8 protein-coding genes and 1 tRNA gene are annotated in these 13,372 nt (G+C 68.5%); 5 read left to right on the top strand and 4 right to left on the bottom strand.

Going from position 1 to position 13,372, the window contains the following annotated elements:
- Positions 1 to 248: 248 nt before the first annotated feature.
- Positions 249 to 845: a hypothetical protein gene (locus AC0NZQ_RS17960; protein ID WP_474531450.1), complete on the top strand. Its 597-nt coding sequence runs from the start codon at positions 249 to 251 to the stop codon at positions 843 to 845.
- A gap of 154 nt (positions 846 to 999) precedes the next feature.
- On the opposite strand, the gene AC0NZQ_RS17965 is transcribed toward AC0NZQ_RS17960, so the two are convergent.
- From AC0NZQ_RS17965 to AC0NZQ_RS17980, 4 genes are all read right to left on the bottom strand, one after another.
- A complete protein-coding gene (locus tag AC0NZQ_RS17965; RefSeq protein ID WP_474531451.1) occupies positions 1,000 to 5,451 on the bottom strand; it encodes an NACHT domain-containing protein in 4,452 nt (1,483 codons plus the stop codon).
- A 589-nt stretch (positions 5,452 to 6,040) separates the two neighbouring features.
- A tRNA-Arg gene (locus AC0NZQ_RS17970) sits at positions 6,041 to 6,112 on the bottom strand.
- Positions 6,113 to 6,176: 64 nt separating this feature from the next.
- Positions 6,177 to 6,842, bottom strand: coding sequence for a DUF305 domain-containing protein (locus tag AC0NZQ_RS17975; protein WP_474531452.1), 666 nt, complete (start codon positions 6,840 to 6,842; stop codon positions 6,177 to 6,179).
- Positions 6,839 to 7,717, bottom strand: coding sequence for a DUF3105 domain-containing protein (locus AC0NZQ_RS17980; protein WP_474531453.1), 879 nt, complete (start codon positions 7,715 to 7,717; stop codon positions 6,839 to 6,841). Before AC0NZQ_RS17980 ends, AC0NZQ_RS17975 begins: the two co-directional genes overlap by 4 nt.
- 161 nt (positions 7,718 to 7,878) lie before the next feature.
- Here AC0NZQ_RS17980 and argS point away from each other — a divergent pair, with 161 nt between their 5' ends.
- Genes argS through thrC form a run of 4 tightly spaced genes read left to right on the top strand, consistent with a single transcriptional unit; the run spans position 7,879 to position 13,369 of the window.
- Positions 7,879 to 9,555, top strand: a complete 1,677-nt coding sequence (gene argS, locus AC0NZQ_RS17985; RefSeq protein ID WP_474531454.1) for an arginine--tRNA ligase — start codon at positions 7,879 to 7,881, stop codon at positions 9,553 to 9,555.
- Between the two features lie 12 nt (positions 9,556 to 9,567).
- Positions 9,568 to 10,974 carry a diaminopimelate decarboxylase gene (gene lysA / locus AC0NZQ_RS17990; protein ID WP_474531455.1) on the top strand — a complete coding sequence of 469 codons (1,407 nt, stop codon included), beginning with the start codon at positions 9,568 to 9,570 and terminating at the stop codon, positions 10,972 to 10,974.
- Positions 10,971 to 12,287 (top strand): homoserine dehydrogenase, encoded by a 1,317-nt coding sequence (locus AC0NZQ_RS17995; protein ID WP_474531456.1) that lies wholly within the window; start codon positions 10,971 to 10,973, stop codon positions 12,285 to 12,287. Before lysA ends, AC0NZQ_RS17995 begins: the two co-directional genes overlap by 4 nt.
- A gap of 8 nt (positions 12,288 to 12,295) precedes the next feature.
- Positions 12,296 to 13,369: a threonine synthase gene (gene thrC / locus AC0NZQ_RS18000; RefSeq protein ID WP_474531457.1), complete on the top strand. Its 1,074-nt coding sequence runs from the start codon at positions 12,296 to 12,298 to the stop codon at positions 13,367 to 13,369.
- Positions 13,370 to 13,372 lie beyond the last annotated feature (3 nt).

The raw sequence follows: 13,372 nt of genomic DNA on the forward strand, positions 1-13,372 counted from the left end.
ACGAGGGCGACAGCCCTAGCGCGGAACTCGGCGGGATAGGCACGGGGCACGGTGTTCAGCCTCTCGATGAGGCAGCCACTTAGCCAGTCCAACTGGAACGTTTCTGGTGGGCCAGGTCATCTGAGGAGGCTCGACGATGGGTCGGGTTGGAAGGATGTGGCTATGGGCAAGCCGTTCCCGAAGGAGTTCCGCGAGGACGTTGTGCGGGTCGCTCGCGGGCGTGGGCCGAGCGAACCACTACGGCGACCGTGACCGCTTCACTCGGGATCGTGTCGGGCACCCTTTCGCGCTCGTGGACGCAACGACAGATGCAGGCGATCGAACCTAGTCTTGCGGCAATGGAGGGCGATGAGCGCGCTCTGTCTGATCGGCTCGCTGCATCCGAAGCACTGAATGTTCTCGCGGCTCGCGCGTGTCAGGCTGCTGCCACGACAGCCCATGCTGGCAAGAGGCGCCTCCTGGGCGTCATCGTCCGTGATGCCGTCCTCGATGATGCAAGGATCGACGAGGGGTTACTTATCGAGCGGATCCTCGACACCGTGGAAGCACCTCACATTCGTTGTCTTGAGTCCATTCACAGAGTCGAGAAGCAAGCGCAGGAAAACGGAGAACAACCATTCACCGCTCGTGGCGCCGAGAAGCCCCTCGTCGCAAGCGTCGATGATGAGGTTCGTCGTTATCCCTCGGTAGTAATTACCGATCTGATCCGCGCGGGGCTGCTGAGCGGATCGGCCATGTGGGACGGTTCTACGCACGTGCCCGGGCTCACGACGACTGGGGAAGCATTGCTTGATTGGCTCCGGCGTGCCGAGGGCGACCCCGGAAGCGATGGACCTTTCACTTAGAGCGGTCTATGCCAAACGCACCCGTAGAACTAGACCCGCGCGTGCATCACATTTTCGTCCTGTCCGGCGGCCCCTCTTCATGACGGCCAGATCTAGTCCGCTATCGGATCCCCTGTGCGGCGCAATTTCGCCGCCGTCGCCGGATGTTCTGGTCTCAGTCGGTTGGAGTTGCACGTGCCGGGCGCGGGATTCGCAGGACGAAAGGAATCAGTGACACCGCGCGGGCTCGTGACAAGCTAGCCGCTATGTCAATCAGGGTCGACCGAAGCTGCGTCTCGGTGCGGGCTGCCGCGGCCCTGCGGCGGTCTTCTTTCACGCTCCATTGCGCGATGGGCCACCAGCCGACGACGTATACGCCTGCCTTCGCGCTGGTATCGGGGAGGTAGCGATCTGCGAGCTGGCTTGTCAGGGATGTTTCGACATCCTCGTTCCAGTGGCCTTTGACTTCGACTGGCACGGTGGCGTCGATCGAGCTGCCGTGCTGGACCAGGATGTCGACGCGTTCGCCTGCGCCTCTCGCGTCGGTCGGCCTGACGACGACTTCGCGGTTAACGACGATGCGTCGGCGGGCGAGTCGCAGTTCCAGTTGGTTCGCGAGGTACTCGGACAGGGAACTTTCCAGCTTCGGCGACCATAGTTCTTTGGCCTCGCCGGCGTCTGGATGCCGCAGGTCGAGGCCCTGCTTCTTGGCTGCTGTGGCGACGGTGGTGGGGACCCGGTCCCAGAGCAGGTCGCCGTGGGTGGCGATGTTCGCGGCGACGTCGGTGAGCGTTTCGGTGATGAGGCGTGCCAGTTCGGCGTCGTTGCGGACCAGACGCCGCACCGGGTCCTCGATCATGGTAATGAGGTCTTCGACTTTGGGTGCGGACCAGCTGATTTCTGCAAGTTGGTTGCGGATTCGGTGTGCTGCGGCGACGAGTTCGATGGCGTCGTCGGTGGCAATTACTTCCCGGAGCAGTTCGAGGATGCGTGGGGTGGCTCGTTGGCTGAGCTTTTCGAGGGTTCGTCCACGTAGCTGTTGCGCTTCTTCACGAGGTCCGACGAAGTGGGCGCCTGGCGGGTTGACGTCCTCGGACTGGGGCAGGAGTTCGCGAAGCCACAGGTAGTAGGCGACAAGGTCGTCGTCGGACAGTGTCGTCAGGTCGATGCCGGGGTAGCTGTCGCGCGCCATTGCGTACACGACAGGCTCGGCGGTGGTGATGTCGGTGCCCGCGTGGTCGCGGATGACAGGCCATGCGGTGGATGCAGCAGTGCTCATCAGCACTGACACGGCGGCCAGCGTCAACGGCGCTGGTGCGGTGCCTTTGGTGAACACGAGCGTGCTCTGCGCTTCGTCCTCCGCACCGTCGATTCGCGCGCGGATCAGAAGCGATGCAAGTTCGCGCCATACCTGCACGGCGCGGGTTTCGGGTTCGTCGCCGTCGGGAAGCGTCAGGTCGGCGTCGGTTCGACGTTCGACTGCGGCACGGATCGATCGGATGGTGGTGAGCAGCCGGGCGCCGATGGTCGGATCGATGGTCGTGTCCAGGGCGTGGATGCCGTGTGGGATGCCTCCGTGTTCGAGGGTCCCTCGGACGAAGATGTCGAACGCGTCGGCGAACGCTTCGGGTGCGGCTGCCGCGGCCGTGTTGAGGAGCCGGATGTGCCGGTCCTGGGCGTCGGACCCGGATGTGGCGAGGTGGGAGATCACCGCTGCGACCCATTGGTCCCACGAAATCGGATTTTCGTTCGTGGGGTGTCGGTCGAGGATGCACAGGGCGAGGTATCCGGCCCAAGGGACGCGATCCCACGGGTTGGAGCCGAGCCATCTGTGTCTTTCGTCGTCGGCGTGGGTGAGGTATGCATGGGCTGCCGCGCGGAGACGTTCCGGCCCGTCCGAACCGAGTACGGGGACGCCCGGATAGAACAGCAGGTCGTCGTCCCAGGTCGGGTTGTGTCCTTTGCCTGTTCGGGGGTCGAACTGCAGCGTGTAGGCGAGTTGGGCGAACAGGTCAGGTTCGCCTGCTTCGATGCGTGACAGCAGCTCCTGGGCTTCGTTCGCGAAGCTTTCGGCTCCGTCCCATGGCGCTTCCTGTTCGAGTTCGTGGTTCCGACGCCACGCTTTCGCGGCCCACGAGTCGGTGCGGACGGCGGTGAACAACGCCGCGATTGCCTGCGCGTCCGGTCCGATCCGCTCGTGCAGGTCGAAGGCGAGCGCGTAGTCGTCGGCGTTGTTCGTGTCGAGCACCAGCCCGGCCATGTCCGCGATGACGAGCGCTGTTCGCCGGTCGTGTTCGAGGCGTGCTTCGGCTTGTTCCGCGAGCCAACGGAAGTCGTTCTGGTCGAGAAGAAGGCTGCGACGCCACGGTCGGTCGGCCGCGTCGAGCAGCAAGTCGGTCTTCCCCTGCCAGCCATGCAGGACGTCTCGGGCAGCGAACAGCGGATCGTCGTCGCTGGTCAGCTCGGCGAGTGCGACTGCGAGCAGCCTTCGGAGCCGCGTCGCCTCGTCAGGCTCCAGCGGAGTCTGCGATTCGTCCAACGCAGCGGGAATCGTGAGCGACATCGACCGAGCCGTGAACGGCGTGAGCACCCGCGCCACGGTCGGTATCACATCGTCCGCGAACGGGCCTGTGAGCGCACGGTCGACGAACGCGAGCACGAAGTCCCGCGCAAGCTCCGGCCCGCCAGGGCGACCTGGCAGTTCGCGGTCCTCACCGGACGCGGCCCCGTTCGATGCCTTCGCGGCCAGGCTGTCGAGAACGTCGATGACTTTCTCGTCGGACGCGTCCTGAGCCGCACCGGACCACAAGAAAGCCGCGTAACCGCCGAACAGAGACTCGTTCCGGCGGGGCGTGAGGCACGCGATCAACTCGGCCGCCGAGAGGTGTGCGGGCCACAGCACCCGCAGCAACGCTGACCGCAACTCGTCGTCAGGGTCGACCTGCCCGGCGCGCTCCGCGTCACGCAAACCGTCGAGAAGCTCACGAAGCTCAGTGACCCGGTCGGGGCAGCAGGCAGCGAACGCATCGACAGCCAACCGCCGCGGGCGTGCGTCCACACCGTCGGTGTACGCGATCTCCCGCAACTTGTCCCCGAGAAGCGGATCCCCGGAGTTCTCGGCAAGTTCCAGCAGCAACTCCAGACGGGCACGGGATCGCCAGCCGTCACCTTCTGGCTCGTTCAACGCGGCCAGCACCTGGGCGGCCAACCCTGGATGCGTCAGTTTGAAGGACCCGCGACGCCGCCACCACGAGTCGGACAGGTACGCGTCGTCCGCCGACTCGATCAGCTTCGTGACCAGCAACGCCCGCGCCTCGTCGGAATCGACCAGCGAGCTGTACGCGGTGAGACTCAATGGGTCGGTTGCGAGCAGCCATCCCATCTTCTGCGGCGCCAACGCGATCAGCCACGCCGCGGTTTCCCGAAGCGGTGTCGGGATGGTCAGCCACGTGTCCCCGAACATCTGCTCGACCAGCAGCAGCTGCCGAAGCTGCCCCTCCGGAACGTGGCGTTCGAGCAGGTAGTCGGCTGCGAGGAACGCGGAGATCGAGCTGTGCCGGAACGCTGTCCGCGCATCACCTGTCGCGGTGAAGATCGCGCAGCTGAGGGTCTGCAGCACAAGTTCCTGCGTCACCTCGAACCGTGCCTCAGACGGGCCCTCCATCCCGGTCGCGGCGCTGCCGAGGTCCAGGTCGGTGTCGCGGGGCGGCGGCCCGTCGCCGGTCCAGATATTGCGTCCCCCGGTCAGCAGCAGCTGCGCGGCCAGCCGCCGGCCGATCGCCAAACGCTGGTTGCGACCCAGCGCTGGTATGGACGCGGCTGCGGCGATGGGGTTCGAGAACTTGTCAGCTGACCGGGCGATCGCCTCACGGAAGATGTCGACGGCCGTGCCGACGAGGTCGCCGTCGGCCTCGAACATCTCGCACAGCATCACCAGCGTGAGCGGAATGCTCGCCAGGGAAGAGACACCACGCTCACTCGCGACCATGGTCAACGCTTCCCCCGAGACACCCTTCGAGTCGGCGAGCGCGACCGCCTGCGCACGCGTCAGCGGCGCAAGATCAGCTGCCCCGAACGTCAACAGCCGCCTCAACTGCGCGTCGAGAGCAGGGGGGTAGTTCATCTGTCGGCATGCGAGAACAAGACGAAGCCCCGCGGCGCGCCGGCCACTCAAGCTTCGTTCCAACCGCCCAGCCAAGAGCTGCCGCATGGGGCTCTCGTCGAGCTGGTCGACGATCACGACCCGCTCAACTGAGATTGATCTATCGGTTGCGGGTGGGGCGTCGCGTTGTGGCAGGTCCTCCAGCAGAGACCCGAGCATCTCCGGGTACGAGCTCTCCGTCAGGGTCATCGCGTCGACGCGGAAGACCCGGTCCTGGCCCAACTGCTCGACCCAGTGCGCCTGGATCTTGTCGAGGGCGAACGACTTGCCTGACCCGGGCTCGCCCAAAAGGGCGAACGACTGCGTCTGGCTCAACGTCACAGGAGCGACGAGGGGGCTACCGGCGTTGCGGCGAGGGGAGAACCAGTTGGGCGTGCCGAGGTAACCGTCCGAGTCGAGTTGGAACGGGACTTGGTCGAGGTCCGTACCCACCCGTACCCGGCACAGCCGGTCCACTTCGTCCATGATGCAAGCCTGCCATCGTGCAGCGATGTTTCCACGCGGTCCGACGCGCGCTCAGACGACGTAGCGACGTTGCAATCAGTTCAAGCGCATAACTCATTCTGTTGCAGCCGTCGCCCGGTTGACTTCGAAGCGCAGGAATCGGCGTTCCTCCGTGGATGAGTGCCGTGGGTGAACGCCGCTGGAGGATTCGAACGGATGTCGTCGCGTCCGAAGGGCATCGGGTCGGCAAATCGAACGATGACCCCGTTGTGCCCGCGAATGCCGAAACAAGCGCGCAAGCTTGATCCTGATGTGTACCCGATGTGTACCCGCGGCCAATCTTGTGATCATGGACTGAGTCCAGAAACTGCTACAGGCCCCGAAATACGGGTTCTGCAGCGTGGTGCCCCCGGCAGGATTCGAACCTGCGCGACGGGCGCTCCGCGCCCGTGGCCACTCGATCGGCTCGGCACCGTCGAGCAAGCTCGCCGTGCGCTCGCCTCACTCGGGCCGCCCGCCTGCGGCGTCCACGCAGGTCCGAATCCTAGACATCGACAGCCCGGTGGTCGGCGCTTACGCGCCCGACCACCGGGCTGTCGATCTATAAGGGTGCCCCCGGCAGGATTCGAACCTGCGCTCCCGCCTCCGGAGGGCGGTGCTCTATCCCCTGAGCTACGGGGGCCGGACTGGCCGGAACCTGGTCGAGCCTAGCAGCGCGGTGCGCGGGGTCTGACCGGCCGGTCGGGCTACTGGGCCGGTGGCGGCAGCGGTGTCCCGCCGAGGGCGCGCAGCATGCGCTCCATCTCGATGATCTCGACGCCCTGGGTGGCCACGATGCCCTTGGCCATCGTCCGGACGTAATCGGTGTCGGCGTGTTCCAGCGCGTAGCGCGCCATCGGGATGCCGCCCTGGTGGTGCCGGATCATGAGCTGCAGGAACAGGATGTCCAGGGCCTTGCCCTTGGCTTTGACCAGCCGCGTCATCTCCGCCTGCGAGGCCATGCCCGGCATGAGCCCGTCCGAGCCCATGGCCATGTGATCGTGTCCCATCCACGCCATCGGGTCCTCGCTGGTGCGCGACGTGCCCCAGGCGTCGAGCCAGCCCTGCATCTGCCCGACCTGGAACTGCTGACCGGTCTCGATGTCGAAGGCGAAGACGCGCATCTTCGGGTCACTCGTGCCGTCGCGCTCCACCCCGGCCATGGTGACGGCCTGGGTGTGGTGGGTGGCCATGTCGCGGGCGAAACCGATGTCCACGGCGTTGGGGCCACCCGTCGCGGCGGGGTCGTCCGTGCCGCGGATCAGCCATCCGGCGCAGACCAGGATCACCGCCAGCGCCGTCGCCATGACGGCGACGAGCGCGGCGCGGAAGCGCCGGTTGTCCGGCGCCGGGAGCTCTTCGAGCTCGGTCACGGCCCCTGCTTCGGGTTTCCGAAGGTGCTCGGCGAGGCCTTGAAGGTGGGCTGCGAGCAGGTCGCGTTCGGCTCGGGGGTGGTCTTCTGGTTGTAGCGGAGCGCCTTGATGAACTCGGCGATCCGCGGGTCGTTGGCGTTGCTGACCTTGAGCTGGTAGCCCCACGCCTGCAGCGAGATCGGCGTGGAGAGGTTCGGGTACGGCGACATCGCGAGGTGGTCGCCGGTGACGTAGGACTTCAGCTTGGCCAGCTGCGCGCCCTTCACCTTGTCGACGTTGTAGGTGATCCACACGGCGCCGTGCTCGAGCATGTGGACGGCGTTCTCGTTGGCGATGGCCTTGTCGTAGATCGTGCCGCTGCAGTCGGCCCAGTAGGCGCTGTGCAGACCTCCGATCGGAGGCGTCGCGTCGTACTTCACCTTGCCGTCGACATGCGTGTGGTTCGCCTGCACGCGGTAGGTGACGCCCTTGATGGCGGCGGCCGCGGCGAGCTCGGGCTGCCGGTACGGGTCGCTGGACTTCACCGTCTGGCCGCCCTTGGAGGCCTGCGCCCCGGCGTCGTCCGACGGCCTCGTCGCGATGACCACGACGACGATGGCGACGGCGAAGAGGACGATCGCCGTGGTCGTGGCGATCATGCCCCAGGGCGTCTGCTTCTGGTTGACGATCGACTTCGGCTTCTTGCGCGACGGCGGCCGGCCCGCGGTGCCCCGGCCGGAGCCCTTGGCCGGGTTCGAGGCGGCGCCCTTGGCCGCGTTCGTGGTCTGCCCGCCACCGGTGCCCCGGCCCGATGCCGTGGTGCTCGCCTTGGCGGAGCCGGGACGGCTGCCGGGACGGGAGGTCTTGCCCGTGGGGGAGGACTTGCGCTGGGCCATGGCCTGCCTTCGAAGATCGCCTCGTCTGCCCGGAATAGGGCAGTACGGCGTTCGAGTGTAGGTCGGGCGTCTGTGAGAGAGGTCTGCCCGGCGGGTATCCCGCTCTGACGCCGAACGGACGCCGTGCCAATCGCCGTGCCCGCGGGCCCTACGATTGAGCGGTGACGTCACCGGCCGAACTCCAGGTTCTCATCAGGGACTCGGTGCTCGCGTGCGTCGCCGACGGCAGCCTCACCGGGGTGCCGCTGCCGATCGAGATCACCGTCGAGCGCCCGAAGAAGGCCGATCACGGTGACTACGCGACCAACGTCGCGCTCAAGCTCGCCAAGAGCGTGGGCAAGCCGCCCCGCGACGTGGCAGAGCTGATCGCCGAGCAGCTGCGCGCCGCCGACGTGATCGCCAAGGTCGACGTCGCCGGACCGGGCTTCCTCAACATCACCCTCGCCGCCGACGCGCTCGGCGAGCTGGCCCGCAGCATCGTCCGCGCCGGCGCCGCTTACGGCCCCGGCACCGCGCTGCAGGGCCAGCGGCTCAACCTCGAGTTCGTCTCGGCGAACCCGACCGGTCCCATCCACATCGGCGCGGTGCGCTGGGCCGCTGTGGGCGACGCGCTGGCCCGGGTGCTGCAGGCCGCCGGGGCCGAGGTGGTGCGCGAGTACTACTTCAACGACGCCGGCAGCCAGATCGAGCGGTTCGCCCGCACACTGCGCGAGGTGGCCTCGGGTCGTCCCGTTCCCGAGGACGGTTACGCCGGGGCCTACATCGACGAGATCGCCGGCAAGGTCGTCGCCGCCAACCCCGGCCTGCGGGACCTGCCCGACGCCGAGCAGACCGAGGTCTTCCGCCGCGACGGCGTCGAGCTGATGTTCGCCGAGATCAAGGGCTCGCTGGAGGAGTTCGACGTCCACTTCGACGTCTACTTCAACGAGCGGGACCTGCACGCCCGCGGCGGCCTGCAGGAGGCCGTCGACGCCCTGCGCGAGCAGGGGCACATCTACGAAGACGACGGCGCCACCTGGCTGCGGACCACCGAGTTCGGTGACGACAAGGACCGCGTCCTCATCCGGAGCAACGGCGAGTGGACGTACTTCGCCGGCGATGTCGCCTACTACCTGGACAAGCGGCGTCGCGGCTTCGACAAGGTCGTCATCATGCTCGGGGCCGACCATCACGGCTACATCGGCCGGCTCCGGGCGATGGCGACCTGCTTCGGCGACGATCCGGATGTCACCCTCGAGATCCTGATCGGTCAGCTCGTGAACCTGGTCAAGGACGGCCGGCCGCTGAAGATGAGCAAGCGGGCCGGCACCACGATCGTCCTCGCCGACCTCGTGGACACCGTCGGTGCCGACGCCGCCCGGTACGCGCTGGTGCGCTACTCCGTCGACCAGACCATCGACCTGGACCTCGACGCCTGGTCCAAGCGCACCAACGACAACCCGGTCTACTACGTCCAGTACGCCCACGCGCGGACCCGGAACGTGGCCCGTAACGCGGCGAGCATCGGGATCGGCGTCGAGGGCGAGCACTCCGCCTTCGTGCCCGAGGCGCTGGACAACGCCGCGGACGCCGCGCTGCTGACGGCGCTGGGTGAGTTCCCGCGCATCGTCGCCACCGCCGCGGAGCTGCGCGCTCCCCACCGGGTGGCGCACTACCTGGAGAGCCTCGCGGCCATCTATCACCGCTGGTACGACACCGATGCGTGCCGCGTGATGCCGAAGGGCGACGAGCCCGTCACCGACGGCAACCGGACCCGTGCCTGGCTGAACGAGGCGACCAGTGTCGTCCTGGCCAACGGCCTGGCGCTGCTCGGCGTCGGCGCGCCGGAGCGGATGTAGGGGAGCGGCTCGATGAGCAGGAACGCCCACCCGGCGGGCCCGCGGCACGGCGACGTGCTGCCCGGCGTCCGCCAGAACGACGTGCCGGACGACGTCAACGCCCTCGACGCCGCCATCTGGCCGGAGTCGGCGCACCGCGTCGACGGCGAGCTGCACCTCGGCGGCAGTCCGGTCACCGCGCTGGTCGCCGAGCACGGCACGCCGTCGCTCTTCCTCGACGAGGACGACCTGCGCGGCCGGGCCCGCGCCTTCACGCAGGCCTTCCCCGGCATCGACGTCTACTACGCCGGCAAGGCGTTCCTCTGTACCGCGGTCGCCCGCTGGGTCGCCGACGAGGGGCTCGGCCTCGACGTCTGCACCGGTGGCGAGCTCGCCGTGGCACTGGCCGCCGACTTCCCGGTCGAGCGCATCGGCATGCACGGCAACAACAAGTCCGCCTCCGAGCTGAGCCGGGCCGTCGCCGCGGGCGTCGGGCACGTCATCGTCGACTCCTTCGACGAGATCCACCGCCTGAATGCCGTCGCGGCGACCGCGGGCGTGAGGCAGCGCGTCCTCATCCGGGTGACCGTCGGCGTCGAGGCGCACACCCACGAGTTCATCGCCACCGCCCACGAGGACCAGAAGTTCGGCTTCTCGCTGCGGGACGGCTCGGCCGCCCGGGCCGTTGCCGCCGTGCTCGCCTCGGACGCCCTGCAGCTGGTCGGGCTGCACTCGCACATCGGATCCCAGATCTTCGAGACGGCGGGCTTCGAGGTTGCGGCGCACCGGATCGTGAGCCTCGCCGCCACCGTCCGGGACGTCCACGGCGTCCAGCTCGAGGAGATCAACCTCGGCGGTGGCCTGGGCATCGCCTACGTCAGCGGCGACGACCCGGAGACGCCCAAGCAGACGCTGGAGCGGCTTGCCGGCATCGTCGAGATCGAGTGCGCGTCGGTCGGGCTGCGGCCGCCGCGACTGGCCGTCGAGCCCGGTCGCGCCATCGCCGGACCGAGCGGGGTGACGGTCTACGAGGTCGGCACCGTCAAGGACGTCACCCTCGACGGTGGCCAGCGACGGCGCTACGTCTCGGTCGACGGCGGCATGAGCGACAACATCCGCACCGCGCTCTACGACGCCGGTTACACCTGCGTCCTGGCCAACCGCACCTCCGCCGCGCCGCCGGCCCTCACGCGGGTCGTCGGCAAGCACTGCGAGAGCGGAGACGTCGTGGTCCGGGATGCCTGGCTGCCCGGCGACATCCGCCCGGGTGACCTGCTCGCCGTCGCCGCCACCGGGGCCTACTGCCACAGCATGGCCAGCAACTACAACCACGTGCCGCGCCCGCCCGTCGTCGCCGTCTCGCAGGGGCGCTCGCAGGTTATCGTGCGGCGCGAGACCGAGGACGACCTGCTGCGCCTGGACACCGGAGTCGCGTCATGACCGAGACCACCAGCCCGGCGTCGCTCAGGATCGCGCTCCTGGGCTGCGGCGTCGTCGGCAGCGAGGTCGTGCGGCTGCTCTCCGAGCAGGCCGACGACCTGGCGCAGCGCGTGGGTGCGCGTCTCGAGCTGGCGGGCATCGCCGTCCGTCGTCCGGCGCGGCACACCGATGTCCCGGCCGACCTGCTCACCACCGACGCGCAGGCGTTGGTCGACCGCGACGACGTCGACATCGTCGTGGAGGTCATCGGCGGCATCGATCCGGTCCGCGGGCTGTTGCTGGACGCCCTGCACTCGGGCAAGAGCGTGGTGAGCGCCAATAAGGCACTGCTCGCCGACGACGGGGCGACGCTGCACGACGCCGCCACCGCCAGCGGCGTGGACCTCTACTATGAGGCCGCGGTGGCCGGTGCCATCCCGCTGCTGCGCCCGCTGCGCGAATCGCTGGCCGGTGACCGCATCACCCGGGTGATGGGCATCGTCAACGGCACGACCAACTTCATCCTGTCCCGCATGGACGCCACCGGTGCCGGCTTCGACGAGGCGCTGGCCGAGGCGACCGCGCTGGGCTACGCCGAGGCCGACCCCACCGCCGACGTCGACGGCTACGACGCCGCCGCCAAGGCGGCCATCCTCGCCGGGCTCGCCTTCCACACCCGCGTCACGATGTCCGACGTGCACCGCGAGGGCATCGGTGACGTCACCGCCGCCGACATCGCCAGCGCGAAGGCCATGGACTGCACCGTCAAGCTGCTGGCCATCTGCGAGCGGACCACGGCCGACGACGGCACCGAGTCGGTGTCGGTGCGTGCGCACCCGGTGATGATCCCGCGCAGCCACCCGCTGGCCGGCGTCGGCGACGCCTTCAACGCCGTCTTCGTCGAGGCCGAGGCCGCCGGCTCGCTGATGTTCTACGGTCGCGGCGCCGGCGGCGCCCCCACCGCCAGCGCCGTGCTCGGCGACATCGTCGCGGTGGCCCGCAACCGCCTCATCGACAGTCACGGGGCCGGACAGAGCGCCTACGCCGACCTCCCGGTGCGCCCCATGGGTGAGGTGACGACCCGCTATCACGTCGCACTCGACGTCGCCGACCAGCCCGGTGTGCTCGCCGGTGTCGCCAACGCCTTCGCCGAGGAGGGCGTGAGCATCCAGACCGTCCGGCAGGAGGGCCGCGGCGACGCCGCGACACTCGTGCTCGTCACGCACGCAGCCACCGATGCCGCACTGTCGCGGACCGTGGAGAAGCTCGCCGGAATGTCGCTGGTCGGCCGTGCCGCCAGCGTGATGCGCGTCGAAGGGATGTCGGGGGAGTGACCACGGCAATGGGCAAGACACAGGGCGCCACCCACTGGCCCGGCCTGATCGAGGGCTACCGCGACCGGCTGCCGGTCACCGACGCGACGCCGGTCGTGACGCTCTTCGAGGGCAACACGCCGCTGGTCCCGGCGCGGGTGCTCTCCGAGCGGACCGGCTGCGAGGTCTATCTCAAGGTCGAGGGCGCCAACCCCACCGGGTCCTTCAAGGACCGCGGCATGACGATGGCGATCTCCAAGGCGGCCGAGGACGGTGCGCAGGCCGTCATCTGCGCCTCCACCGGCAACACCTCGGCCAGCGCGGCCGCCTACGCCGTCCGCGCGGGGATGACCTGTGCCGTCCTGGTGCCACAGGGCAAGATCGCGCTCGGCAAGCTGGCGCAGGCCCTCGTCCACGGGGCGAAGCTGCTCCAGGTCGACGGCAATTTCGACGACTGCCTCGAGCTCGCGCAGAAGCTCGCGATCGACTACCCCGTGTCGCTGGTGAACTCGGTGAACCCGTTCCGGCTGCAGGGGCAGAAGACCGCCGCCTTCGAGATCTGCGACGTCCTCGGCGGCGCGCCGGACGTCCACTGCATCCCGGTCGGCAACGCCGGCAACATCACGGCGTACTGGATGGGCTACAAGGAGTACGCCGCCGACGGCGTCACCACCGAGACTCCGAAGATGTTCGGCTTCCAGGCGGCGGGGGCTGCCCCCATCGTCAAGGGTGCCCCGGTGCTGCGGCCGACGACCATCGCCACCGCGATCCGGATCGGAAACCCGGCTTCCTGGAAGCTGGCCGAGCAGGCGCGCGATGAGTCCGGCGGCCTCATCGACGCCGTCACCGACAAGCAGATCCTCGAGGCGTACAAGCTGATCGCCCGCAGCGAGGCGGTCTTCGTCGAGCCCGCGTCGGCTGCCAGCGTCGCCGGCCTGCTCATGACCGCCGCCGACGGCCGGCTGCCGCGGGGCTCGCGGGTCGTCTGCACGGTGACCGGCAACGGCCTGAAGGACCCCGACTGGGCCATCTCGGGCGCGCCGAAGCCGATCACGGTGCCGGTGGACGGGCATGCGGCCGCCGTGGCACTCGGCCTGGACTGACGG

The organism is Jatrophihabitans sp. sgz311053 (assembly GCF_056135305.1).